The sequence below is a fragment of the Methylobacterium sp. WL1 genome, from assembly GCF_008000895.1.
In the GTDB taxonomy this organism is placed as follows: domain Bacteria; phylum Pseudomonadota; class Alphaproteobacteria; order Rhizobiales; family Beijerinckiaceae; genus Methylobacterium.
Genome location: NZ_CP042823.1, coordinates 5,333,493 through 5,358,583 on the forward strand (window position 1 = coordinate 5,333,493; position 25,091 = coordinate 5,358,583).

The following is a 25,091-nucleotide window of genomic DNA, read 5'->3' on the forward strand; positions in this document are numbered from 1 at the left end:
GTCGTCTCCAAAGGTCTACGCGTCGAGGCGGTGGGCTGCGGCTTCGTCCCAGCCGACCGGGACCGTGTCGCCCGGCCGGAGCGGGCGGGCCGCGAAGGCGGCATCGCTGAGCACGGCGGTCAGGGCAGCCGAGTTGTCGGGCGCCCGCTCCAGCCCGTCCGCGTCGAGCCCGACATGGACGCTGGTGCCCTGGTACTCGACCGCGACCACCCGGGCCGGCAGGGCCTCCGGGCCGGCCTCGGCGCCCAGCCGCATCCGGTCGGCCCGCACGGCGATCATCCCGTCCGGCAGGCGGATCACGTTGTGGCCGCCGATGAACCGGGCCACGAAGGCGGTGGCCGGCCGCTCGAACACGGTGCGCGGGTCAGCGGCCTGCTCGATCCGGCCGGCATTCATCACCACCACAAGGTCGGAGAGCGCCATCGCCTCCTCCTGGCTGTGGGTGACGTGGATGAAGGTGAGCCCGAGCTCCGTCTGGATCCGCTTCAGCTCGACCCGCATCCGCACCCGCAGGAACGGGTCCAGCGCCGAGAGCGGCTCGTCCAGCAGCAGCACCTTCGGGCCGGTGACGAGCGCGCGGGCGAGCGCCACGCGCTGCTGCTGCCCCCCCGAGAGCTGGGCCGGCAGGCGCCCGGCGAGGTGGCCCATCTGCACGAGGTCGAGCATCGCCATCGCCTTGGCCCGGCGCTCGGCCTTGCTGACGCCGCGCATGCGCAGGCTGAAGGCGACGTTGTCCCGCGCGTCGAGATGCGGGAACAGGGCGTAGCTCTGGAACATCATGGCGGTGCCGCGCTCGGCCGGCGTCGCGTCGCCCACGGCTTTCGGGCCGATCACCACGTCGCCGGCGCTCGCGCGCTCGTGGCCGCCGATCATCCGCAGCGTCGTGGTCTTGCCGCAGCCGGAGGGCCCGAGCAGGCAGCAATAGGCCCCGGACGGCACCTTCAGGTCGATGGCGTCGACCGCGGTGGCCGCGCCGTAGCGCTTGGTCAGGCCGATCAGCTCGACATTCATGCGAAGCTCCCCCGGAGACGGCACGCAAGCGGCGGGCCAGCGTCGCCGTCACGCACCCCGCCGCTCGGCCGGATCGACCGCCCGGTCGAGCACCCGGCCGCGGCCCGGCTCGGACAGGACCTTGCCGTCCTCGGCGATCACCTGGCCGCCCGCGATCGTCATCACCGGCCAGCCCGTGACCGCAAAGCCCTCCCAGGGGGTGTAGTCGGAGCCGTGGTGCAGGATCTCCTGGCGGATCGTCTCGCGCTTGTTCGGGTCCCACAGGGTGAGGTCCGCGTCGAAGCCCGGGGCGATCGAGCCCTTGCGCGGATACAGGCCGTACAGCTTGGCGTGGTTCGTGGCGGTGAGCGCGACGAACTGGTTGAGGCTGATCCGCCCCTTCGAGACGCCTTCGGAGAAGAACACCGGCAGCCGGGTCTCGACCCCCGGGATGCCGTTCGGGATCCAGCGGAACGAGGATCTGCCGCGCGGGTTCAGCTTGCCCTGCGGATCGTCGTAGCGAAACGGCGAGTGGTCCGAGGAGACCACGTCGAAGATCCCGCGCCGGATGCCGGACCAGACCGCCTCCTGGCTGGCCTCGTCCCGGGGCGGCGGCGAGCAGACGTATTTCGCGCCCGCCATCGGGTCGTCGAGCCCGAGCCCCTTCATGTGCTCGGCCGTCAGCGTCAGGTATTGCGGGCAGGTCTCGGCCCGGATCTTCAGCCCGCGCGCCTGCGCCCAGGCGATCTGCTCGGTGGCCTCGCGGCCGGAGACGTGGACGATCACGATCGGCAGGTCGATCAGCTCGGCATGACTAATCGCCCGGTGCGCCGCCTCGCGCTCGACCACCTCGGGCCGGGACAGGGCGTGGCCGTAGGGCGCCGTCTCGCCCGCCCGCTCCAGCCGGTCGCTGAGATAGCGGATCGCGTCGTAGCCCTCGGCGTGGACCATCACCCGGGCGCCCTGCCGCCGCGCGACGTGGAACACGTCCAGCAGCTGGCGGTCGTTCAGGACTAGGTCGTCGTAGGTCATGAACACCTTGAACGAGGTGTAGCCGTCGGCCACCAGCGCCGGCAGCTCCTGGCCGAGCACCGCCTCGCTCGGGTCCGAGACGATCATGTGGATCGCCACGTCGACGTGGCACTGGCCCTCGGCCTTGGCCCGGTAGGCATCCACCGCGCCGCGCAGCGATCCGCCCCGGGGCTGGACCGCGAACGGCATCACGCAGGTGTTGCCCCCGGCCGCCGCCGCCCGGGTCGCGCTGGCGAAATCGTCCGCCATGACGATGCCGGGGCCGGGATCCTGGGCGATGTGGACGTGGCTGTCGATGCCGCCGGGCAGCACCAGCAGCCCGGAGGCGTCGATCACCCGGGCGGCGTCGGCGATGCCCTCGGCCACAGCCACGATCCGCCCGCCGCGCACGCCCACATCCGCCCGCACCGTATCGCTCGCCGTGACCACGGTGCCGCCGCGGATCGCCAGGTCGAATTCGGGCATGACGCGCTCTCCTCCGCGCCCGCAGGCGCCTGTCGGGACGGGCGGATGCATCGTCCGCGCCGATTCGGGCGACGCGAGGAGGGCACAGCCGTCCGGCGGGGTCCAGAGTGCCCAAGTCATGGGTTCCCGAAGGGCGCAGCCCTTTGGCAGGGGTTCGGGGGCGGAGCCCCTGAGGCACCCAGGGCTCCGCCCTGGACCCGCGAAAGGTCACGGACCTTTCGAAACCGGGATTTTGGCTCTGAGGCTCGAGGGGGCGGCCGCGTGGAACCGGCCCCACACCCGTCGCATATGCCGGGCCGAGCCAAAACCCGCGCGGTCGGCGACCTGCTCCAGGGCGAGGTCGGTCTGGGCGATCAGGTCCCGGGCCAGGGCGATCCGGGCGCGGTTGACCGCGTCGGTCACGGTCATGCCGGCATGGAGCCGGAACAGCCGGGCGAGGTTGCGCGGGCTCGCCCCGGCGAGGCGTCCGAGGGTCTCGGGGGACCAGTCCCGGGCGGGCTCGGCCGCGATCGCGTCCTGGGCGCGGTGCACCACCGGATGCAGGTGGCTGCGGCCTTCCAGCCAGGGCGAGAGCTGCGGGTCGTCGGGCCCGCGCCGCATGTAAACGACCAGGGTCCGGGCCGCCGCCAGCGCGGCGGCAGGGCCGGCCCAGTCGGCGACGAGTCGGAGCATCAGGTCGACGCCCGCCGTGACGCCGGCGCTGCTGAACCGATCCCGGTCCTGCACGAACAGCCGGTTCTCCAGCACCCGCGCCCGGGGCGCCAGGGCGGCGAGCCGGGCGCAGCTCGCGTGATGGGTGGTGCAGGCATAGCCGTCGAACAGCCCGGCGCGGGCGGCCATCAGCGTGCCCTCGCAGACCGTGACCAGGGTGTGGCCCGGCCGGACCGCGCCGCGCAGCCAGTCGACGATCCGGGCTTCGGCCGCCGCGTCGTCCGGGTCGGCCTCGCAGCCGAGCACCCGGGACGACGCGCCGGGCAGGAGCACCACGGTGCCGGGCGCGATCGCCTCCGGCAGCGGCTCGGCGCCGCTCAGGGCCAGCCCGATCGAGCAGCGGGTGTACGGATCCGGCGCCACGGAGCGGACCGCGAAGGCGACCCGCTCCTGCACCGCCCCGGCGATCCGCAGCACCTCGACCGGGCCGGCGAGATCGAGCAGCAGGGTGCGCGGCGGCAGGACCACCAGGACCGGGATGCTGCGCCGCGCCGCCTCGCTCATGCGGCGACCGGCAGGTCCCGGCCGGCGAGCGCCTGCGCCACCGTGGCGATGCGGGCGAAGCGGTCCACCAGGACCAGCTCGGTGCGGGCCTTGATGTCGTCCGGGCTGAAGCTGCGGCCGTCAGGATGGGTCATCGCGAAGGTCAGCGTCGCCTCGGTGACGTAATCCACCTGCAAGCCGCTGTCGGAGGCGTGGCGGGTGGTGGTCTCGCAGCATTGCTCGGTGCGGATCCCGGACACGATCAGGCGGCGGATGCCGCGCTGCGTCAGCCAGCCCGCGAGACCCGTATCGACCAGCGCGCTGTGCCGGCGCTTGTGGAACATGGCCGCCGGCGCGATCACGATGGGCTCGAGGGTGCGGACATGGCCGGACTCGACCGCAAACGGACCCGTTTCCGCGACGTGGAACACCTGCAGCACCGGAATGCGGCGCGCCGCCGCGCCGTCGATCAGCGCCTGGAGGCGTTCGGTGAAGAGCGGCACGTCCGCCTCGCTCCAGAACGGCCGGTGACGGAAGGATTCCTGGACGTCGATGACCAGCAACGCAACATCGGACATTTCGTGTCTCCCACGCGGTGAAGCGAGCGGCAGGATCGCCCTCTTGCGAAACCCGCGAAAGAAACCGCGCAGCCAACCTGCGGACCGATCCGGCCATTCCCTGGAGCACGCCGCATGAGCGCCCCCAGGAACATCTTCGTGCTGACCGGGGCGGGCGTGTCGGCCGAGAGCGGACTCGGCACGTTCCGCGACCGCGGCGGGATCTGGGCGCGGTTCGACCCGATGAAGCTCGCCACCCCGGAGGCCTACGCCGCCGATCCCGATGCGGTGCTCGACTTCTACGACCATCGCCGCCGCGGCGTCGTGACGGCGGAGCCCAACGCCGCGCATGTCGCCCTGGCCTGGGCCGAGGCGCGGCTCGCCGAGCGAGGCGGACGCCTGTTCCTGTGCACGCAGAACGTCGACGACCTGCACGAGCGGGCGGGTTCGCGCGCGGTGGTCCACATGCACGGCGAGCTGCTCAAGGCCCGCTGCACCGCGTGCGGGACGGTCACGCCCCGGCGCGACGACCTGAACCGGGCGTCGTCCTGCCCGGCCTGCGGGACTGCGGGCCGGATGCGGCCGGACATCGTCTGGTTCGGCGAGATGCCGATGCACCGCGACGCGATCGAGGAGGCCTTGGCCGCGGCCGACCTGTTCGTGGCCGTGGGCACCTCGGGGGCGGTCTACCCGGCGGCCGGCTATGTGCGGCAGGCCCGGGCGCTGACGATTCCGACCTGCGAAATCAACCTGGACCCCTCGGACAACACCGATGCGTTCGACGACGCGCGCTACGGGCCGGCGAGCACGGTTCTGCCCCGCTACCTGGCCGATCTCGGGCTGTGACGGTCACGCCGGCCGCAACGCGTTGCCGGCGAACGGATTTTCGATTCGCGACCGGGTTTCCGGGGCGAGGACCAAAATCTTAAATGATGCGAATCACATCCGCGCGAGCTGTCAAGAACTGTTCGGGTCGTTGCCCACCGGTTACAACGGTCAAGCTCGGGTTCGGCGTCGCGGCCCGCCCGGGCGTTCGTTGAAGCCACAAGGGGAAGACGAAGACCCATGCAGCACTTCACCGTAACCGACCGCGAGCGTGACACCGTCCTGGCGGCTTTGCGCTATTACCAGTTCTACCGGATGCAGGGACATCCGTTCGACCCCCGCCAGGACGACCTGATCGACACCATCGCGGGCCGGGCCGGGGACGCCCTCGACCTCGCCGAGATCGACGATCTCTGCGCCGGCCTGAACGGCAACCCCCACGCGCTCGCCGCCGCGGCCGCCTGAGGCCGCATCGCGGGGCGGACGTTGCGCCGCCCCGACCGCCCGCCGCCGGGGACCGACCCCTCCGAGACGAGCGAAACCGCCGCCGGAGCGGGCACGATCCCCGTCTGCGTTTCGCGGCGTCCGCCCGGGCGGCGACGCCGCGCCGGACGCGGAAGCTCGGTTTCAGTCCCCTGACCGGAGGAATGATCCGAGCCGCCCCGCCCGGTCATCCCGGGGCCGCCTCCGGCGCCCCGGAACGACGGTGCAGACCATCGCTCGGACGTAACGAATCCGGGAACGACGGGTCTGCCGAAAGCTGCAACTCGGAACGATGGGTTGGCGCGGTCGCGGGGTCGGGCCCGCGTGATCGCCGGCCCGGTACCGCGACCGACGCCTCAGGGCGCCTTCTTCAGCTGGCTTTCGGCCCGGGCCACGCCGGCCTCGCAGCCCTTCGCGTCGCCCTTGGAATCGGCGGTGCGCGCCTCGTCCAACGCGACTTTGGCCTGCTGGGCGGCATCCGCGCCCTCGCCGGCCTGGGCCGACTTCTCCGGGGGGGCCTGCGGGGATTCGTTGGCGCGCTGGCCCTCAGTGCCGGTCACGCCCTCGCCGCCGCGCTTGGCGGCGTTGCCCTGGCCGCTGGTGGAGGCCGAGATCGAGGCGGTCGCCTCCGCGGTGACACGCTTCGACAGGGCGTCGATCTTGTCCGAGCAGGGCGAGGCGAGGACCGGGGCCGCCATCAGGACCAGGGCCAGCGGCACCGTGACGGAAACCGTGAAGATGGCGGGACGCATCATCGTGTCGAACTCTCTCATGGCGGGGGGCCGGGGATCAGGTCCCCGGTCCCCCAACGCGTCGCGGTGGAATGCGGTTCAGGCGCTGAGCTGGTCGCGGATCGGCAATTGCCGCACGCGCCGGCCGGTGGCGGCGAAGACCGCGTTGGCGATGGCGGGCGCCACCGGCGGCACGCCGGGTTCGCCGACGCCGCCGAGCGGGCCGTCATAGGAGCCGGTCGGCACCAGGTGCACGCGGACCACCTTCGGGGCGGCGTCGATCCGGATGATCTCGTAGCCGTCGAAGTTGTTCTGCACGGCCCGGCCCTGCTTGAAGGTGATCTCGGAGGTGAGGGCGAGCCCCATCCCCATGACCACCGCGCCTTCCATCTGCGACCGGATGCGCTCCGGGTTCACCTGCGGACCGCAATCGACCGCGATGTCGATGGCGTGCACCTTCACCTGGCCCTTGTCGTCGACCTCCACCTCAGCCGCCACCGACGTGTAGGTGACGAAGCTGTAGTGGCCGGCGATGCCGAGGCCGCGGCCCTTGGGCATCTGCCGCCCCCAGCCGGCGCCCTTGGCGGCAGCCTCGATCACGCCGCGCAGGCGGCCGGTGTCGATCGGGTAGAGCTTCGGGTCCTCGCCGTGGTTCCAGACGTCGCCGATCGAGGTCGGGTCGATTGTCCGGGCCGGGCCGATCAGGTCCAGCAGGTACTCCTTCGGGTCGCGGCCGGCGGCATGCGCCAGCTCCGACACGAAGGACTGGATCGCGAAGGCGTGCGGGATGTTCGAGACCGAGCGGAACCAGCCGATCCGGACGTGGGCGGCGGCCTCCGGGTTTTCCATTCGGGCGTTGGGCAGGTTGAACGGGGTGTTCACCAGACCCATCCCGAGCTCGAACGGCAGCTCGTGCTTCGGATCGGGCGCGAAGATCGAGCCGATCGTCGGCGCCACCGAGCGGTGCAGCCAGGCCACCGGCATGCCCTTGTCGTCGAGGCCGGCCTCCAGGCGCTCCACCGAGATGGTGTGGTAGTAGCCGTGGTGGATGTCGTCCTCGCGGGTCCAGGCGAGCTTGACCGGCGCGCCGTCCACCGCCTGCGAGCACAGGGCGGCCTCGACCACGTAATCCGGCTTGGACTTGCGCCCGAAGCCGCCGCCGAGCAGCGTGACGTTCACCTTGACCTTGTCGTCGGGCAGCTTGAGCGCCTTCATCAGGCGGTCGTTGGCGGCCTGCGGACCCTGCGTGCACGCCCACGCCTCGCAGAAGCCGTCCTTCACCCGGGCCACGGCGGCCGGGGGCTCCATCGGGGCCTGGACCAGGTGGGGCACGAAATACTCGGCCTCGAGCTTAGTCTTGGCCTTGGCCATCGCGCCGTCGACGTCGCCCTGGTTGCGCACCACCTTGCCGGGCTTGCGCGCGACGGCCTCGAGCTCCTTGCGGAACACGTCGGTGTCGTAGCCGGCGTTCGGGCCGTCATCCCAGGTGATCTTCAGCGCGTCGCGCGCCTTCATGGCGGCCCAGGTGTTCTTGGCGACCACCGCGACGCCGCCGAGCGGCATGAACTCGCTCGGGATCTCGCCGCCGTCGATCTTGAAGATCTTGACGACGCCCGGGACTTTCTTGGCCTCGCTGTCGTCGTAGGACGTGACCTTGCCGCCGTAGACCGCCGGCCGGGCGACAACGGCGTACAGCATCCCGTCGAGCTTGGTGTCGAGGCCGTAGATGGCCCGGCCCGTGGTGATGTCGAAATTGTCGATCAGCCCGATCTTGCCGGTGCCGATGTACCGGAAATCCTTCGGGTCCTTCAGCGTGACGTTTGTCGGCACCGGCAACTCGGAGGCCGCCTGCGCCACGGCGCCGTAGCCGAGGCTGCGCTTCGACTTGGCGTGCGTGAGGGTGTGGTTGGACGCCGTCACCTCGGAGGCCGGCACGCCCCACTGCTTGGCCGCGGCCTCGATCAGCATCAGCCGCGCGGCGGCGCCGGCATGGCGGAAATGTTGGAAGAAGTGGCGCAGCGAGCGCGAGCCGTCGGTGTCCTGGTTGCCGAAGCGCTGCTCGTCGCCCCAGGCCTGGACCACCTTCACCTTCGGCCAGTCGGCCTCAAGCTCGTCGGCGACCGTGAGCGCCACCGAGGTGCGCACGCCCTGGCCCATGTCGGAGCGGTGGTTGGTCACCGTGACGGTGCCGTCCGGGGCGATCGCCACGAAGATTTTTGGGTCGTCGCGCCAGCCGTGCGGCATGCCGTCGGCGCCGAACTTCTGGGCCTTCTGCTCGGCGGTCTGGCCCTCGTCGGCGCGGGCGTCGCGCAGGGACAGGGCGAGCACCAGCGCGCCGGCGCCCCCGAGGATGCCGCGGCGGCTGACATTGGCCAAGACGGGCTTGGCGGTCGGCTTGGCGTTGGCCAGTTCGGCCATCATCTGTGCGTCGTGAATCACAGGCGCTCTCCCTTGCCGGCGGGGGCCGTCTGGCCGGCGGCCTGATGGATCGCCGCGCGGATGCGCGGATAGGTGCCGCAACGGCAGATGTTGCCGCTCATCGTGTCGTCGATGTCCTGCTCGGACGGCTTGGGTGTGTCCTTGAGCAGGGCTGCGGCCTGCATGATCTGGCCGCACTGGCAGTAGCCGCACTGGGAGACGTTGAGGTCGCGCCAGGCCACCTGCACCGGATGATTGCCGTCGGGCGACAGCCCCTCGATGGTTACGACCTCCTGGCCGGCGGCCGCCGAGACCGGGGTGATGCAGGCGCGGGTCGCCGCGCCGCCGAGATGGATCGTGCAGGCGCCGCACAGCGACACGCCACAGCCGAACTTGGTGCCGGTGAGGCCCAACTCGTCGCGCAGGTACCACAGCAGCGGCATGTCGGGGTCGCCGTCGAAGCTGCGCGCAGCCCCGTTCACGGTGAGTTTGATCATCGATGCGTCCTGTCTGGCAGCGCCTGAGCGGCGTCCCGTCGGGTCAGAGCCGGAGGCGCCGACCGATGCTCGGTCCGCGCGTCCGCCCATGCCGGCTAACCCGGCGAACGGGCTTCTGGGTTCGGAAGTGGAAGAATTCTAATCCACCCCGGGAGCCTTGTGCAACGCAAGGTGGATGCGGCACGCCGCCGGAGGTCCGCGCCCGGGACATGCCGCGTGCGGCGGCGCACATGCCGGCGTCGTGGAAGACAACGCCTTCGAACGTGTGAGAGGGAAGAGGTCCGTACTGCGACGCTGCACTGCGTCGACAACGATCAGCGTCGGCATCCGAACGCATGTTCGGCTCGGACCTAACGGCCTTGCCGCTGCGCCGCGCTCGCCATGGCCGGGCGGCGCCTGCATTCCCAACGCGAACATCGGTCCGTTGAGTGTTTGAAGGCGGATCGATCCATCACCGGACCGTCAGCGAACAGTCTCCAGATCGGTCCTGCGAAACTCGTCCGCCGTGGCGAGGATCGGCACGTTGAAGAACCGGGCCGCGGCGTAGTGGAGGCAGTCCCCGAGGTTGAGACCGTGCCGGCCTGCCCGGTATCGATGCGCCGCCGACAGGGCGAGCGCCGTCGTCTCGCTGGCGGGCGGGAGATCGCAGATCTCGATGCTTCGGGCTGCGAGGAATTCGAGGACGATCGGCCCGACGGCCTCGATCGTCATGTCGAACTTGTCGGGCCGCGCGAGGGCCAGCGCCGTTTCCAGGATCGCGACGGGCGAGGTCATGCACCGGTCGGCTGAGGCGAGGGCGCCGGAGATCCGGCCGGCCTCCGGCTCGTCCGCCAGCAGGGCGACGAGCGCGGAGGCGTCCACGAACATCAGCGGCCCTCCCACATCGCGTCGTAGACATCCCGCGGGAGGGGCGTCCGGGCAGCCTCGCTAAGGGTGATTCCATGCTTCTCGCGCAACCGTGCGGCGGTGGCCTGCGGCGTCTCCCCCGGGTGCCTGCGCGCGATCGCCTCCCGCATGGCGATGACGATCGCCTCGGTGATGCCGACCCCCGCCAGGGCGGCGAACCGGCGTGTCAGCGCATCGGCTTCGGGATTGTTGACGTTGATCGGCACGGCCGTTCGCCCTCGACAGATCGATGTAGATAATCGCTTGCGCGGATCTACACCAGCGGCGCGATCCTCACACCGTCACCTGCGTCCCGACCTCGACCACGCGCCCGGTGGGGATCTGGAAGAAGTCCGTGGCGTCGTTCGCGTTCTTGGCGAGGGTAATGAAGATGCGGTCCTGCCAGAGCGGCATGCCCGAATGGGTGGCCGGGCGGATCGAGCGGCGGGACAGGAAGAACGACGTCGCCATGATATCGAACTTGAAGCCCTGGCGGCGCAGCAGCACCAGGGTCTTGGGGATGTTCGGCGTCTCCATGTAGCCGAACTTCATCACCACCTTGAAGAAGTGCGGCCCCACCGGCTCGATCCGGACCTTGTCGGTCTCCTTCGAGCGCGGGGTGTCCACCGTCTCCACCGTGAGGATCACGTTCTTCTCGTGCAGCACCTTGTTGTGCTTCAGGTTGTGCAGCAGGGCGGCCGGAGCGATCTCGGGGTCGCTCGTCAGGAACACCGCGGTTCCGCGCACGTGGTGGGGCGGGCTCTTCTCCAGCATGCCCACCAGCTCGACCAGCGGCACGTCGGTCTTGCGGGTCTTGTTGAACAGGATCGTGACCCCGCGCACCCAGGTCCACATCAGGATGACGAGGCCGCCGGCCAGGATCAGGGGCACGTAGCCGCCCTCGACCACCTTGATCAGGTTGGAGAGCAGGAACAGGAACTCGACCACGATGAACGGCAGCATCACCAGGGCGGCGGCCACCGGAGACCAGCCCCACATCCGCCAGATCACCAGGAAGGTCATCGAGGCGGTGAGCAGCATCGTGCCGGTCACCGCGATGCCGTAGGCCGAGGCGAGCGACGAGGAGGTCTTGAACAGCACCGCCAGCAGCACGACGCCGACCATCAGCAGACCGTTGATCTGCGGCAGGTAGATCTGACCGGCATGCGATTCGGAGGTGTGGCGGATCTCGAGCCGCGGCAGCAGACCGAGCTGGATCGCCTGCCGGGAGAGGGAGAAGGCGCCGGTGATCACCGCCTGGCTCGCCACCACGGTGGCCAGCGTCGCCAGCACCACCATCGGCAGCAGGCCCCAGGCCGGGACGAGCTGGAAGAACGGGTCGGCGGTGTCGGGCTTCTCCAGCACCAGGGCCGCCTGGCCCAGGTAGTTGAGGGCGAGCGCCGGGAAGACCAGGCAGACCCACGCCACCTGGATCGGCTTGCGGCCGAAATGCCCGAGATCGGCGAACAGGGCCTCGGCGCCGGTCACCGCCAGGAACACCGCGCCGAGCGCCACCAGCGCCCCGGTGCCGTGGCCGAGCAGGTAATGCACCGCGTACCAGGGGTTGACCGCACGGAATACCTCCGTGTGCAGGCCGATATGCGGCAGGGCCGCGAGCGCCATGGCGACGAACCACACCACGGTCATCGGCCCGAAGAACGCCGCGACCTTGGCGGTGCCGCGGTTCTGCACCAGGAACAGGGCGACGATGATCGTCACCGTAATCGGCAGCACGTAGTCGTTCAGGGCCGGGGTGACGAGCTTCAGCCCCTCCACGGCGGAGAGCACCGAGATCGCCGGGGTGATCACCGCGTCGCCGTAGAACAGGGAGGCGCCGAGCAGGCCGAGCATGAACACGATGCGGGATCCGCCGAGCGCCTTCCGGGCCAGTGCCATCAGCGAGAGGATGCCGCCCTCGCCGTTGTTGTCCATGCGCAGCAGGATCGCGACGTACTTGACCGTCACGATCAGGAACAGCGCCCAGAGGATCAGCGAGACGGTGCCGATCACCTCCTCGGGCAGCAGGATGCCGTCGGTGCGGGCCGGGACCAGCGCCTCGCGGAAGGCGTAGAGCGGGCTGGTGCCGATGTCGCCGTAGACGACCCCGACCGAGCCGACCAGCAGGGTCCAGAAGCCGGCATGGCCGTGCTGGGTCTCGGCCTTCTCGGGGGAATCCAGGGCGCCGGCCGGGGCCGGCCCCTGCTCGGGGGGCGGAGCGCCGGCCTCGGCCCCGAAGTGGGCACAGGGGCGGACACCGGGGCGGGCACCGGGGCTGACGGGGCGCGGCGTCCAGACGCCGCGGGCGCGGGCTGGGCTGCTACGCCGGGTGCGAAGGTCTGGCTCATGCGGATTGTCGGAGGCTCGGGCGTGGCCGGCGTTTCGCGGGTCGGCTCATGGGGGCCCGGAGGGCCGGGCAGGAGGACGCGAAAACTCCGCCGAACCACGCGGGCCGGCCACCAGGCCGACCACTCACGGGATCGTGCGGCCTTGCTATCACGGCCTCAGGCGGCCGGGAACCGGGGGCCGTGCGAAGATCAGGCTTCGGGTGGGAGCGGGGAGCGGCGGTAGGGGGAACGTTCGCTTCGGGAGCGCCCTCACGCGACCGGTCGCCCGCCTCGTCATTCCGGGGCGCCGCGGGCGGGCCCGGAACCCGGAGCCGCCGACGGGGCCGGATTCGGCCCTGCTGCGGTTCCGGAGCCCGGGCTCCGCTGCACGGCCCCCGGACGACAGGGTGATTCGTCCGGCGCCGTTCCGCGACCCGGCCTATTCGGCCGCGGTGCGGGTATCGCCGCCCTGCTGGCCGAACCGGCGCTCGATGTAGTCGATCACGACCGTCTCGAAATCCTTGGCCAGCGTGGCGCCGCGCAGCGTCATCGCCTTCTTGCCGTCGATGAACACCGGCGCGGTCGGGGTCTCCCCGGTGCCGGGAAGCGAGATGCCGATATCGGCGTGCTTCGATTCGCCCGGACCGTTGACGATGCAGCCCATCACGGCGACGTTCAGGCCCTCGACTCCCGGATAGGTCTTCTTCCATTCCGGCATGGAGGTGACGATCCAGTTCTGGATGTCGCGGGCCAGCTCCTGGAAGGTGGTCGAGGTGGTGCGGCCGCAGCCCGGGCAGGCCGCAACCATCGGCACGAAGGTGCGGAAGCCCATGGTCTGCAGCAATTCCTGGCTCGCCTTGACCTCCACGCTCCGGTCGCCGCCGGGCTCCGGGGTCAGCGAGTAGCGGATCGTGTCGCCGATCCCCTCCTGGAGCAGCACGCCGATCGCCGCCGAGGCCGCGACCAGGCCCTTGGAGCCCATGCCGGCCTCGGTGAGGCCCAGGTGGATCGCGTAATCCGAGCGGCGCGCCACCTCGCGGTAGACCGCGATCAGGTCCTGCACCGCCGAGACCTTGGCCGACAGGATGATCTTGTTCTGCGGCAGGCCGAGTTCCACCGCCCGGTCGGCCGAGCCGATCGCCGAGCGCACCATCGCCTCCCGCATCACCGCGCGGGCATCGATCGGCCGCGGCAGCTTGGCGTTCTCGTCCATCAGGTGGGTGAGCAGCTCGCCGTCGAGCGAGCCCCAGTTGGCGCCGATCCGGACGGTCTTGCCGTACTTGATCGCCTGCTCGATGATCGAGGAGAACTGGGTGTCCTTCTTATCCTTGAACCCGACGTTGCCGGGGTTGATCCGGTACTTCGCCAGGGCCTCGGCGCAGGCCGGATGGTCGGCCAGAAGCTTGTGGCCGATATAGTGGAAATCGCCGATCAGCGGCACGTGGACGCCGATCCGGTCGAGCCGCTCACGGATCTTCGGCACCGCGGCCGCCGCCTCGTCCCGGTCGACGGTGATGCGGACCAGCTCCGAGCCGACCCGGGCGAGCTGGGCGACCTGCGCCACCGTGCCGTCGATGTCGGCGGTGTCGGTGTTGGTCATCGACTGCACGACGATCGGGGCGCCGCCGCCGACCGTGACCGCGCCTTCGCCCTCGCCGACCGTGACGCCCACCGTGCGGTGGCGCGGCGCGGGGCCGGCGATCTCCGGACCCCCGCTGGTCAGGGCGGTCTCGGCGGGATTTTCGGAGCGGATGGCTTCCATGACTTCCATCGTGGACCTTCGCGTGCGCGCACTGTGCGGAGCGCCGGAGCCTTAAACGGGCTGGCCGGGCATCTCGCGGCGCGCGCCTCGCCGGAGCTTCGGGGCTGCGGGCCGACCGCGGTTAGCTGCGGACGACGCCGCGCGGCGTCAAGCAGACGCCACGCATGACAGCATCGCGGCTGTCATGTCGTATCCGGATGCGGATGTCGAGTTTGCCGCGCGGCCGACACCGGTTTTCGTCCGCCCCTGTTGCCGGAATCGCGCGCCGCGCGCCGTCCGGCGCCGCGCCGCCAGCCCCGGGCATGGTTGATGTTGCAGTGCACCATCCCATGTAGGAAGCCCTGATTGGAGGCCGACATGCGCGAGCATCCCCACGGCGGTGAGCCGCACAACCCGGTGACCGCCGTCCCGGAAACCGTGCCGGACATGTTGCCCGACCGTTCGTCCGGAATCCCTGTCTCGGACGGGATCGAGCCCACACCTGCCCACCCGCCGAACCGGATCCTGGCGGGGCCCCGGGCCGAGAAGCCGGTCGCCCTGGCCCTGCAGGGCGGCGGCGCCCACGGGGCCTTCACCTGGGGCGTGCTCGATGCCCTGATCGAGGACGGCCGCCTGGCCTTCGAGGCGCTGACCGGGGCGAGCGCCGGGGCGATGAACGCCGTCGTGATGGTCGACGGCTGGCTGAAGGGCGGCCCGGACGGCGCCCGGGAGGGGCTCGAGCGGTTCTGGCGCGAGGTCAGCCTCGACGGTGACCTCGGCCCGGCCCAGCGCAACGTCGTCAGCGGGCTGTTCAGCCTGTGGAAGGGCAACCCGGTGGCCGAGTTCTGGTCGAAGATGCTCTCGCCGAGCCCCTACGTGTCGAACCCGCTCAACATCAACCCGCTGCGCAAGGCGCTGGCCGCGCAGGTGGATTTCGAGCGCCTGCGGGAGTCCGAGACCGCCGGCCTGTTCGTCTCGGCCACCAATGTCTGGACCGGCAAGCTCGCGGTGTTCGAGCGCGAGCGCCTGACCGTCGACCACCTGATGGCCTCGGCCTGCCTGCCGACGGTCTTCCAGGCGGTCCAGATCGACGGCGTGCCCTATTGGGACGGCGGCTATCTCGGCAACCCGCCGCTCTACCCGCTGCACCGGGGCGCCCGGACCCGCGACATCGTGCTGGTCCAGATCAACCCTGTCGAGCGGCGCGAGACCCCGCGCACGGAGCGTGAGATCCGCGACCGGCTCAACGAGATCACCTTCAACGCCAACCTGATGCGGGAATTGCGGGCGATCGACTTCCTCGACGGCCTGATCGAGGACGGCACCCTGGGCCAGGGCGGCTACCAGCGGGTCCTGGTGCACCGGATCGACGGCACCGATGCGCTCGAGGATTACAACGCCGCCTCCAAGCTCGACGCGCGCTGGACCGTGTTCAAGCGCCTGCGCGACAAGGGCCGCGGCGCCGCCCGGGCCTGGCTCGCCGAGACCTACGGAACCATCGGCCACGCCTGCACCCTGAACCTGCGGGACGCGTATCAATAGACGGGGCAAGATTGGTCGAGCGCGGCAAGAGGGAGGCGAGCGGGAGGCAAGACCCGTACAGCGCGCAATCGTTTGCGTAGTCATATCGAGACGATTGAACGTGGTTTCATGGAATACGTTTCAATTTGTAGAGTATAGTATCCGGCTAAGTGTCGATTCTTAATAAAATTTGTGCGGCGTAAGAGATATTTCACGGAGATGTAGTATCCCGGCGCGTCGACCGCAGGCCGAGTGGGCCCGGTGATTCTGCCCTGAAGGACGGCCCATGGGTTTTCGCCTGATCGATCTCAGGACCGGCGTGAAGATCGCGCTGGTCATGGCCCTGATGCTGGCGATCACCGTCGCCGTCTCGGTGGTCTCGCTCCGCAATATCGGGTTGATCGAGGAGACCGAGGCCTGGACCGTCCACACCCATGAGGTGCTGGCCGAGGTCGACCGGATGGTGGTCGCGATGGTCGACCGGGAGACCGCCCTGCGGGGCTACCTGATCTCCGCCGAGCCGCGCTTCCTCGAACCCGAGCAGGCCGGGCGGAAGGCGTTCGCGGCCTCCTGGGACGCGGCGCGCAAGCTCACCGCCAACAATCCCACGCAGCCCGGACGCCTCCTGGAGCTGAAAGCCCTGACCGAGCGCTGGAGCGGCGCGGTGGCGGACCGCGAACTCAGCTTGATGACGGACCCGGCGACCCGCGAGGACGCGCGCCGGCTCGAAGGTTCGGGCGTCGGCAAGGCCACGATGGACGCCGTGCGCGCCAAGGCGGCCGAGATCGCGCAGGTCGAGCAGGATCTGCTGAAGGACCGGAGCGCCGCCTCGGCCGCGGCCGTCTCGGCGTCGCGGATGGCCAACCTGATCGGCCTCGGCGCGGTGGTGATCACCGCCCTGGTCGGGTCGCTGCTCCTGAATCACGGCATCGGCAAGCCGATCAACCGGATGACCCAGACCATGACCCGGCTCGCCGCCGACGACCTCACCGTGGAGATCCCCGGCGTCGGCCGCCGCGACGAGATCGGCGCGATGGCCGGCGCCGTGCAGGTGTTCCGCGACGGGCTCGCCCGCACGAAGGTGCTGGAGGCGGAGGCCGCCCAGGCCCGGATCGGCCAGGAGGCACAGCGCAAGACGGCGATGCGCGATCTGGCCGCCAGCTTCGAGGGCGCCGTCGGCGGCATCATCCGCGCGGTCGCCACCGCCGCGGCGAACCTGAAATCCACCGCCGAGCACATGAGCGCCGTGGCGGCCGAGACCGCCAGCCAGTCGACCACCGTGGCGACGGCGGCCGAGCAGGCGGCCTCCAACGTCAACACCGTGGCGGCGGCGGCCGAGGAACTCGGGGTCTCCGTCAACGAAATCGGCCGGCAGGTGCAGGCCTCGGCCGACCTCGCCGACGCCGCCGTGCTGGAAGCCGGGAAATCCGCGGACCTCGTGCGCAACCTGCGCGACGGGGCCGTGAAGATCGGCGCCGTGGTCGACCTGATCAGCGGCATCGCCGGCCAGACCAACCTGCTGGCGCTCAACGCCACGATCGAGGCCGCGCGGGCCGGCGAGGCGGGGCGCGGCTTCGCGGTGGTCGCCACGGAGGTGAAGGAGCTGGCCGGCCAGACCGCCAGGGCCACCGGCGAGATCGCCCGGCAGGTCGGCGAGATCCAGTCCTGGACCGGGGAGACCGTGGACGCGATCGGGATCATCGTCGGCCGCATCACCGAGATGAGCGGGCTGTCCACCGGCATCGCCGCGGCGATCGAGGAGCAGGGCTCGGCCACCCAGGAGATCGTCCGGAACGTCGGCCAGGCCGCGACCGGGGCCGGCGAGGTCACGGCCAACATCGCCGGGGTCGCCAGCGCCGCCGAGGGGCGCCGGAGCCGCCGCCGTGCAGGTGCTCGGCTCGGCCTCCGAACTGTCGGTCCAGGCGGAGCGGCTGGACGCCGAGGTCCACCGCTTCCTCGACACGGTGCGGGCCGCGTAGGCGAAGCGCGGGGCTGCGCGCCCCGAACCCCGCCAAAGGGCCGCAGGCCCTTCGGGATCCCGGTTGTTGGGATCTGCCCGACGCGCGCTAGGTTCCGTGTGGGCGTGCGAGTGCCCGTGACCGTGCGAGGCCGCCATGACGATGTTGCGCCGCGAGGCCCTGATCCTGCTGGGCGCCGGGTTTGCCGGTGCCGCCCGGGCCGCGCCGTCCGGCCGGGCGGGCGACTTCGCCTTCGAGCATCCGGAGGGCGGCGCCATGCCGCTCTCGGCCTATGCCGGCCGGCCGATCCTGGTGGTCAACACCGCCACGGCCTGCGGCTATGCCGGCCAGCTCGCCGGGCTCCAGACCCTGTGGACCCGCTTCGGCGACCGGGGCCTCACGGTGATCGGCGTGCCGTCGCCGGATTTCGGGAACCAGGAGCCGCTCGACGGCCCGGCCATCGCGGAGGCCGCGCGGAAGAATCACGGCGTCACCTTCCCGCTGACCGCCAAGACCCGGGTGAAGATGCCGGGCGCCCACCCGTTCTATCAATGGGCGGCGGCGGAGCGGCCGGGCGAGACCCCGCGCTGGAACTTCCACAAGTACCTGATCGCCCGCGACGGATCCCTGGCTGCCGCCTTCGCCACCCAGGTGGAGCCCACCGACCCGCGCCTCGTCTCGGGCATCGCCGCCACCCTCGATCAGGCCTGATCGGCGCCGGGGATTAGACACCCGGGATTAAACGCCCGGGGCCCCGCGTTCACACCCTATGGCGTCAGACAAGCTCAAGCATCCGGACATCGTCGACCTGCTGGTGCCCCTGCGGCGCTACGCCCGTTCGCTGACCCGCGACGCGCTGCGGGCGGACGACCTTGTGCACGATACCCTGGTGCGCGCCCTGGAGATGCAGGGGTCCCTGCGCCCCAACACCAACCTGCGCACCTGGATGATGACGGTGCTGCACAACGCCTTCATCGACGAGCAGCGCCGCCGTCAGGTCGAGGCGCGGCACGCCGACGCACTCGTGCGGATGAGCGAGGACATGGCGCCCCCCGCCCAGGAGGGCCGCGTCCGCCTGGCCCAGATCCGGCAGGCCTTCCTGACCCTGCCGGAGGAGCAGCGCGCCGCCCTCCACCTCGTGACCCTGGAGGGCATGGCCTATGCCGATGCCGCCGCGGTGCTGGGGATCCCGATCGGCACGCTGATGTCCCGCCTCGGCCGCGGCCGGGCGGCGTTGCGTGCCTTCGAGGATGGCGGCCGGAGCGCGACCGAGGCCGAGCCCGAATCCGACAGGCCGGATGTCCGGCGCGGCACCTTCCCGGGCCTGCGCCTCGTCGCCTCCGACGGGGCCCGGGACCGGCCGCTCATGAAGCGCGCCGCCGGGGATGCCTGAGGCATTCGACCCGGACCGCGGCAGGGCCGGAACAGAGATGATGACGACCGGCGGATCCGCCCCGGCGGCACGCTGGAACCGAGGACTTCACCGATGATGGATCCGATAACAGACGACGATCTCATCGCTTTCGTCGACGGGCAGATCGACCCGATGCGCCGTCTCGACGTCGAGGGGCATCTGGCTGCCCATCCCGGGGCCGCCGCCCAGGTGATGGCCGACCTGCACGACCGCGACGCCCTCCGGGCCGCCTTCGCGCGCATGCCCGGGCCGGGGCCCGACCGCACCCTCGTCCTGGCGCGCCGCTTCGACCGCAACCAGCGCTGGCGCCGGGTCGGCGCGCGGCTCAAGCGCGCCGCAGCCATCGTGGTCCTGGTCGGCGCGGGCTGGCTGGCCCACGACGAGATCGGCCGGTTCGGCGTGCCCGACACCCTGGCCGCGACCCCCGATCCGGCCCTGATCGCCGATGCCCGCCAGGCCCGCGCCGTGGCGCAGCTCCGCAAGAGCATCTCCAGCCAGGGCGAGCACCCGGTCTACGATCGCACCCGCCTCCAATCGGTCACCGGCATCGACCTGCCGCCGCTCCCGGCCGGCTGGCAGGTGCGCGACATCCAGATCTTCCCCGGCCGCCACGGCACCGGGATCGAGATCGCCTTCGAGGCCGGCCCGATGGGTGAGGCCTCGCTGTTCGCCACCCGCGGCCAGCGCGGCGGCCCGGCGGCGCTCACCGGCTCCGACGACGGCACGCTCCTGTCCTGGAATGCCGGCGACACCGCCTACGCGCTGAGTGGCCCGCAGGACGACGCGGTCCTGCGGCAGGCCGCCGGGATGCTGGGGGCCGGCGCGGCGGCGCACTGAGGCGAGCGGAACGGGGTTTGGCGGACAGCTGCCCCTTTCTCCGGCGCATGCAGCGCCGGCGGAAGGCGACCCGGGTCCTTTGCGGGACGACGTGCAGCGCTGTCTCGGCTGGGTCCGCGATTACTGCCCACTGAGGTTCCCGGTATGCGGGAACGGGCGGGGCAGCCGGCCGGGCGTGATCTGGGCCGGGAGCGACGCACCGGCACAGGGCGCGTCGCGAAGACGACGATCCGATCCACGTGGGCGCGCGCCACCCCTCGACAGCCCGCCCCGCCGGGTGCCAAAGATCGGCCATGCAGGCCGCCGATTCAGCGCAACGGGATGAGGGGCTGACAGCCCTGTTCGAGGCCGCCCGGGCGGTGCGCGAGCGGGCGCATGCGCCCTATTCCCGGTTCCGGGTCGGGGCGGCGCTTCGGGACGAGCGCGGGGCGATCCATGCCGGCTGCAACGTCGAGAACGCGGCCTATCCGGTCGGGACCTGCGCGGAGGCCGGGGCGATCGCCGCGATGATCGCGGGCGGCGGCCGGCGCATCGCCGCGATCCTGGTCTGCGGCGACGGTGCGGGCCTGGTGACGCCCTGCGGCGCCTGCCGCCAGCGCATCCGCGAATTCGCCGGGCCGGACACGCAGATCCATGCGGCCGGGCCGGAGCGCGTCGCGAGAACCTTCACGCTGGCGGAGTTGCTGCCCGAATCGTTCGGGCCGGAGACGCTGGGTGACTGAGGCCGCCGCACTCGCCGCGCTGCGGGCCGCCGGCTTCGGCGGCGGCTATGCCTGCGCGATCGTCACCGGCACCGGACTCGGCGGGATCGCGGCCGACCTGGAAGACGTGCACGCGCTGGATTACGCGGCGGTCCCGGGTTTCCCCGGGGCCGGCGTCAGCGGCCATGGCGGCCGGCTGCATCGCGGGCGCCTGGCCGGGCGCCCCGTGCTGGTGTTCGAGGGCCGGGCCCATGCCTACGAGCGGGGCGACGCGGCGGTGATGCGGGTGCCGCTCGCCTGCGCGGCCGGCCTCGGGGCGCGGCGCCTGCTGCTGACCAACGCCTCCGGGTCCCTGCGGCCGGAGACCGGCCCCGGCAGCCTGGTCCTGCTCCAGGACCACATCAACCTGTCGGGCATGAACCCGCTGATCGGCGAGGCGAGCGACGCCCGCTTCGTGCCGATGACCGACGCCTACGATCCCGACCTGCGCGTGCGCCTCCGGGCCGCGGCGAGGGCCTGCGGCGTGCCCCTCGGTGAGGGCGTCTACGCGTGGTTCTCCGGCCCGAGCTTCGAGACCCCGGCCGAGGTCCGGATGGCCGGCATCCTCGGAGCCGACCTCGTCGGCATGTCCACCGTGCCCGAGGTGATCCTCGCCCGCTTCCTCGGCCTGCCGGTGGCGGCCGTGTCGGTGGTGACCAACCTCGCCGCCGGGATCGCCGGGGGCGCGCCCCATCACGCCGAGACCAAGGCGGTGGCGGCCCGGGCCGCCGAGGATCTCGGCCGCCTGGTCCGGGCCTTCGCCGCAGGCCTGCCGGCTCAGGAGACCGACCATGGATGACCCGGATGCCGGTGCGGTCGCCCGCCGGGCGCTGCCGCTCCTCGACCTCACGGACCTGACCGAGACCTGCACCGAGCCGAAGATCGACGCGCTCTGCCGGGATGCGCGCCGCGGCGGCGTCGCGGCGATCTGCGTCTGGCCGCATTTCGTGGCGCAGGGCGCGCGGGCGCTCAAGGGCAGCGGCATCCGGGTCGCCACGGTGATCAACTTCCCGGCCGGCGGCGAGGATTGCGCCCGGGCGACCGACGACACCGCCGAGGCCCTGCGCGACGGCGCCGACGAGATCGACCTCGTCCTGCCCTACCGCGCCGTCCTGCGCGGCGACGCCGCCACCGCCCGCGACATGGTCGAGGCTGTGCGCGACACCTGCGGGGCCGCCGTGCTGAAGGTGATCCTCGAGACCGGCGAGATTGCCGAGCCCGAGGCGATCCGGCGCGCCGGGCGGCTGGCGCTGGAGGCGGGCGCCGACTTCCTCAAGACCTCCACGGGCAAGAGCCCGGTCTCGGCGACCCCGGAGGCCGCCGAGGCGATGCTGGCCGAGATCCGAGCCAGGGGCCGGGATGGCGGCCGTACGGCGGGCCTCAAGATCTCCGGCGGACTGCGCAGCGTCGCCGATGCCGGCGCCTATCTGGCCCTCGCCGACCGGATCATGGGGCCGGACTGGGTGAGCCCGAAGACCTTCAGGCTCGGGGCGAGCAGTCTGTTCGGGGCGCTGATCCAGGCGCGGGACTCGTGAAACCGATGCGCCTGCCGCAAGAAACCATCCGGGCCAAGCGGGACGGCCTGGCCCTCGATCCGGAGGAGATCGCGGGCTTCGTCCGGGGCCTCACCGACGGCGCGGTCGGCGAGGGGCAGGCGGCGGCCTTCGCCATGGCGGTGTTCTTCCGCGGCCTGGCGCTGCCGGAGCGGGTGGCGTTGACCCGGGCGATGGCCGGATCCGGCCAGGTGCTCGCCTGGGACCTGCCGGGCCCGGTGCTCGACAAGCACTCCACCGGTGGCATCGGCGACACGGTGAGCCTGGCCCTCGCCCCGATGGTGGCGGCCTGCGGCGGCTACGTGCCGATGATCTCGGGCCGCGGCCTCGGCCATACCGGCGGAACGCTGGACAAGCTTGCCAGCATCCCGAGCTACGACGCCACGCCGGGGCTCGACACCTTCCGCCGGGTGGTCGGCCGGGTCGGCTGCGCGATCATCGGCCAGACCGCCGAGCTGGCCCCGGCCGACCGGCGCCTCTACGCGATCCGCGACGTCACCGGCACGGTGGAATCCCTCGACCTGATCACCGCCTCGATCCTGTCGAAGAAGCTCGCCGCCGGGCTCGACGGGCTGGTGATGGACGTCAAGCAGGGCTCCGGCGCCTTCATGACGGGCTTGGACGAAGCCCGGGCCCTGGCCGAGAGCATCGTCACGGTGGCCGAGGGCGCCGGATTGCGCACCGCCGCGCTGATCACCGACATGGACGCGCCGCTCGCCAGCGCCGCCGGCAACGCCGTCGAGGTCGCCTACGCGATCGACTACCTGACGGGCGCGCGCCGCGAGCCGCGCTTCCACGCGGTCACGTTGGCGCTCGGGGCCGAGATGCTGGTGATCGGCGGTCTCGCGCCGGACCGGGACGCGGCGGCCGGGCGCCTGGAGGCGGTGCTGGCCTCCGGCCGGGCAGCCGAGATCTTTTGTGACATGGTCGCCGCGCTCGGCGGCCCCGGCGATCTGCTGAAGGCCCCGGCGCGACACCTGCCGGCCGCGCCGGTGCAGCGGGCGGTCCGCCAGGACGGGGCCGTCGCCGCCATCGATACCCGGGCTATCGGTCTGGCGGTGATCGGGCTCGGCGGTGGACGGACCCGGCCCGAGGACGCGATCGACCCGCGGGTCGGCTTCACCGACCTCGCAGGTCCCGGCGACGCGACCGGCCTGCTGGGGATCGTCCACGCGGCCGACGCGGCCGCAGCCGACCGCGCCGAGGCGGCCCTGCGGGCGGCCTACCGGATCGGCGCGGCGCCCCGGCCGGCCGGCGATCATCGAGCGGGTCGGGGCCGGATAGGCTCCGGCCCCGCCGGCCTCACCAGCGGCCGTGGCCGTGACGGTGGCCCCAGCCGCCGTGGCGGTGATGACCGTAGCCGCCGCGATGGCCCCAGCCGCGATGGTGGCCGCGCCCCCAGCCGTGGTGGTGGTGGCCGCGGAAGCCCGGTCCGAAGCCGTGACGCGGGCCGAAGCCGTGGCGATGGCCGTACCCGTAGCCGTATTGGACATCCACGATGTCGCCGGCGCCCTGGTGCAGGCCGGTGTCGAGGCCGAGCGGCGCGGCCATCGCGGGGGCTCCGAGGGCGATCCCCCCGAGTGCCAGTGCGGCGGCCGCCAGGCGTAGGCGTGCGGTCTTGGTGAACATCGATGTCCTCCTGTGCCTCGCCGGCCGCGATGCCGCGACCGGCCGTGCCTCAAGTGTGACGCTTATAAGTTGACGGAGACGTGACTTCGTCCCTCAGGCGTTGTTCAGGTCCGGGCGGTTTCCGTAGGCTGGCGGCACGTGTCCGGATCCCCGGGCCCAAGCCGCCACCGCAAGAGCCGCCAAGCGACCCGGGGCTCAGCGCGGCGCAGCGTCCCCCCTCGATCGAACCGGCGTGGGGGATGCAACGACCGGCGCATCCGCGCGCCCCGGAACGAATGTTCAGGACGCTTCTGGGTCCGTTCGCGCGCGACAGCGCCCTGCGTCGCGGAGCCCCGGGTCGTTTCGCTGCGTCCGCAACGACGGTGGCGATCACTCCGCCATGGACCGCTTGAACGCTTCCGAGAAATCTGGATGCCAGCGCGAGAGCGCCGGCCGGTTCTCGATGATGTCGCCGGCCGCCCAGGCGATGCGCTTCTCGTCCTGTGCCCTCGTGGTCTCGTTGTCGGGGCAGAGGATGTAGAAATCGCCCGCCTCCAGCCGCTCCAGCATGAAGGCGACGGTCTCCTCCGGCGTCCAGGCGCCGGGCGGCTTCTCGGCGACGCCGCGGGCCTTGGTTAGGCCGGTATAGACGAAGCCCGGGATCAGCAGGTGCGCGGTGGTTCGGCACCCCTCGCGGGTGCGCAGCTCGTGGGCCAGCGCCTCGGTGGCCGCCTTCACGGCCGCCTTGGAGACGTTGTAGGGCGCGTTGCCGGGCGGCGTGGTGATGCCCTGCTTGGAGCCGGTGACGATCACCGCACCGGGCTGGCCGCCCGCGATCATGCCGGGCGCGAAGGCGTGGATGCCGTTGACCACGCCCCCGAGGTTGGTGGCGAGGATCCGGGTCCAGGTCCCGGCGTCGGAGAAGAGCTTGCCGCCGGCCTCGATCCCGGCGTTCAGCATCACCACGGCCGGGGGGGCGGCCTTGGCGACATGGGCCGCCAGGGCCTCCACGGCCTCCCGGTCCGAGACGTCGGTGGGCAAGGCCCGGACCTCGACGGCGGCGAGTTCGGCCACGGCGCGGCGGGCGTCGTCGAGGGCTTGGCCGGGCAGGTCGGCGAGCCAGACGTTCATGCCGGCCCGAGCGAAGGCTTTGGCCGCCGCGAGCCCGATGCCGCTCGCCGCCCCGGTGACGACCGCGCTGCGCCCTGGGCTGATGGCGGGATGCTGGCTCATGGGTCGGTCCTCGGCTGGATGGCGCCCCGAAGATGGGGCGAGTCGGGCCCGAAGGCGAGTTGGAAAAGGTGCGATCGGTCCGTTG

22 protein-coding genes and 2 pseudogenes are annotated in these 25,091 nt (G+C 71.7%); 11 read left to right on the plus strand and 13 right to left on the minus strand.

Annotated elements, in window-relative coordinates; all coding sequences use genetic code 11:
- Nucleotides 1-15 precede the first annotated feature (15 nt).
- The 4 genes from FVA80_RS26055 to FVA80_RS26070 all read right to left on the minus strand — a co-directional run bounded on the left by FVA80_RS26055 (nt 16) and on the right by FVA80_RS26070 (nt 4,259).
- On the minus strand, nt 16-1,011 hold the full coding sequence (locus FVA80_RS26055) for an ABC transporter ATP-binding protein (protein WP_147910395.1): 996 nt from the start codon (nt 1,009-1,011) through the stop codon (nt 16-18).
- A 48-nt stretch (nt 1,012-1,059) separates the two neighbouring features.
- The gene (hydA, locus tag FVA80_RS26060; protein WP_147910394.1) at nt 1,060-2,487 is read right to left on the minus strand and encodes a dihydropyrimidinase; all 1,428 of its coding nucleotides are present in this window, start codon (nt 2,485-2,487) and stop codon (nt 1,060-1,062) included.
- A 207-nt stretch (nt 2,488-2,694) separates the two neighbouring features.
- Nucleotides 2,695-3,702 carry a helix-turn-helix domain-containing protein gene (locus tag FVA80_RS26065; protein ID WP_147910393.1) on the minus strand — a complete coding sequence of 336 codons (1,008 nt, stop codon included), beginning with the start codon at nt 3,700-3,702 and terminating at the stop codon, nt 2,695-2,697.
- A complete protein-coding gene (locus FVA80_RS26070) occupies nt 3,699-4,259 on the minus strand; it encodes an isochorismatase family protein (RefSeq protein ID WP_147910392.1) in 561 nt (186 codons plus the stop codon). Before FVA80_RS26070 ends, FVA80_RS26065 begins: the two co-directional genes overlap by 4 nt.
- Before the next feature lie 114 nt (nt 4,260-4,373).
- On the opposite strand from FVA80_RS26070, the gene FVA80_RS26075 reads away from it, so the two are divergent.
- Nucleotides 4,374-5,084 (plus strand): NAD-dependent deacylase, encoded by a 711-nt coding sequence (locus FVA80_RS26075; protein ID WP_147910391.1) that lies wholly within the window; start codon nt 4,374-4,376, stop codon nt 5,082-5,084.
- Nucleotides 5,085-5,303: 219 nt separating this feature from the next.
- On the plus strand, nt 5,304-5,528 hold the full coding sequence (locus FVA80_RS26080; RefSeq protein ID WP_147910390.1) for a hypothetical protein: 225 nt from the start codon (nt 5,304-5,306) through the stop codon (nt 5,526-5,528).
- 374 nt (nt 5,529-5,902) lie between these two features.
- Here the strand turns inward: FVA80_RS26080 and FVA80_RS26085 are convergent, their stop codons facing one another.
- The 7 genes from FVA80_RS26085 to ispG all read right to left on the minus strand — a co-directional run bounded on the left by FVA80_RS26085 (nt 5,903) and on the right by ispG (nt 14,172).
- Entirely contained in the window at nt 5,903-6,301 is a 399-nt protein-coding gene (locus FVA80_RS26085; RefSeq protein ID WP_147910389.1) for a hypothetical protein, read from the minus strand.
- Between the two features lie 75 nt (nt 6,302-6,376).
- On the minus strand, nt 6,377-8,716 hold the full coding sequence (locus tag FVA80_RS26090) for a xanthine dehydrogenase family protein molybdopterin-binding subunit (protein WP_147910388.1): 2,340 nt from the start codon (nt 8,714-8,716) through the stop codon (nt 6,377-6,379).
- Nucleotides 8,713-9,192, minus strand: a complete 480-nt coding sequence (locus FVA80_RS26095; RefSeq protein ID WP_147910387.1) for a (2Fe-2S)-binding protein — start codon at nt 9,190-9,192, stop codon at nt 8,713-8,715. Before FVA80_RS26095 ends, FVA80_RS26090 begins: the two co-directional genes overlap by 4 nt.
- Nucleotides 9,193-9,654: 462 nt before the next feature.
- Nucleotides 9,655-10,059, minus strand: a complete 405-nt coding sequence (locus FVA80_RS26100; protein WP_147910386.1) for a type II toxin-antitoxin system VapC family toxin — start codon at nt 10,057-10,059, stop codon at nt 9,655-9,657.
- Complete coding sequence (locus FVA80_RS26105; RefSeq protein ID WP_147910385.1) at nt 10,059-10,304, minus strand: type II toxin-antitoxin system VapB family antitoxin; 246 nt, start codon at nt 10,302-10,304, stop codon at nt 10,059-10,061. Before FVA80_RS26105 ends, FVA80_RS26100 begins: the two co-directional genes overlap by 1 nt.
- Before the next feature lie 67 nt (nt 10,305-10,371).
- Nucleotides 10,372-12,255, minus strand: coding sequence for a potassium transporter Kup (locus tag FVA80_RS26110; protein WP_246692468.1), 1,884 nt, complete (start codon nt 12,253-12,255; stop codon nt 10,372-10,374).
- Between the two features lie 585 nt (nt 12,256-12,840).
- Entirely contained in the window at nt 12,841-14,172 is a 1,332-nt protein-coding gene (gene ispG / locus FVA80_RS26115; RefSeq protein WP_147910268.1) for a flavodoxin-dependent (E)-4-hydroxy-3-methylbut-2-enyl-diphosphate synthase, read from the minus strand.
- Nucleotides 14,173-14,520: 348 nt separating this feature from the next.
- Between ispG and FVA80_RS26120 the strand changes: the two genes are divergently transcribed.
- The 9 genes and pseudogenes from FVA80_RS26120 to deoA all read left to right on the plus strand — a co-directional run bounded on the left by FVA80_RS26120 (nt 14,521) and on the right by deoA (nt 23,449).
- Nucleotides 14,521-15,684: a patatin-like phospholipase family protein gene (locus tag FVA80_RS26120; protein ID WP_147910267.1), complete on the plus strand. Its 1,164-nt coding sequence runs from the start codon at nt 14,521-14,523 to the stop codon at nt 15,682-15,684.
- Between the two features lie 265 nt (nt 15,685-15,949).
- Nucleotides 15,950-17,642: pseudogene (locus tag FVA80_RS26125) on the plus strand (CHASE3 domain-containing protein).
- 135 nt (nt 17,643-17,777) lie between these two features.
- On the plus strand, nt 17,778-18,332 hold the full coding sequence (locus FVA80_RS26130) for a glutathione peroxidase (RefSeq protein ID WP_147898439.1): 555 nt from the start codon (nt 17,778-17,780) through the stop codon (nt 18,330-18,332).
- Nucleotides 18,333-18,390: 58 nt separating this feature from the next.
- Complete coding sequence (locus FVA80_RS26135; RefSeq protein WP_147910265.1) at nt 18,391-19,014, plus strand: sigma-70 family RNA polymerase sigma factor; 624 nt, start codon at nt 18,391-18,393, stop codon at nt 19,012-19,014.
- A 93-nt stretch (nt 19,015-19,107) separates the two neighbouring features.
- On the plus strand, nt 19,108-19,872 hold the full coding sequence (locus FVA80_RS26140; RefSeq protein WP_147910264.1) for an anti-sigma factor: 765 nt from the start codon (nt 19,108-19,110) through the stop codon (nt 19,870-19,872).
- 293 nt (nt 19,873-20,165) lie between these two features.
- Nucleotides 20,166-20,594: a cytidine deaminase gene (locus FVA80_RS26145; protein WP_147910263.1), complete on the plus strand. Its 429-nt coding sequence runs from the start codon at nt 20,166-20,168 to the stop codon at nt 20,592-20,594.
- Nucleotides 20,587-21,411, plus strand: coding sequence for a purine-nucleoside phosphorylase (locus tag FVA80_RS26150; protein ID WP_147910262.1), 825 nt, complete (start codon nt 20,587-20,589; stop codon nt 21,409-21,411). Before FVA80_RS26145 ends, FVA80_RS26150 begins: the two co-directional genes overlap by 8 nt.
- A complete protein-coding gene (deoC, locus tag FVA80_RS26155; RefSeq protein WP_147910261.1) occupies nt 21,404-22,147 on the plus strand; it encodes a deoxyribose-phosphate aldolase in 744 nt (247 codons plus the stop codon). Before FVA80_RS26150 ends, deoC begins: the two co-directional genes overlap by 8 nt.
- A 5-nt stretch (nt 22,148-22,152) precedes the next feature.
- Nucleotides 22,153-23,449: pseudogene (gene deoA / locus FVA80_RS26160) on the plus strand (thymidine phosphorylase).
- 18 nt (nt 23,450-23,467) lie between these two features.
- On the opposite strand, the gene FVA80_RS31695 reads toward deoA, so the two are convergent.
- Nucleotides 23,468-23,794: a hypothetical protein gene (locus tag FVA80_RS31695; RefSeq protein ID WP_147910259.1), complete on the minus strand. Its 327-nt coding sequence runs from the start codon at nt 23,792-23,794 to the stop codon at nt 23,468-23,470.
- 369 nt (nt 23,795-24,163) lie between these two features.
- Complete coding sequence (locus FVA80_RS26170; RefSeq protein ID WP_147910258.1) at nt 24,164-25,006, minus strand: SDR family NAD(P)-dependent oxidoreductase; 843 nt, start codon at nt 25,004-25,006, stop codon at nt 24,164-24,166.
- Nucleotides 25,007-25,091: the final 85 nt, after the last annotated feature.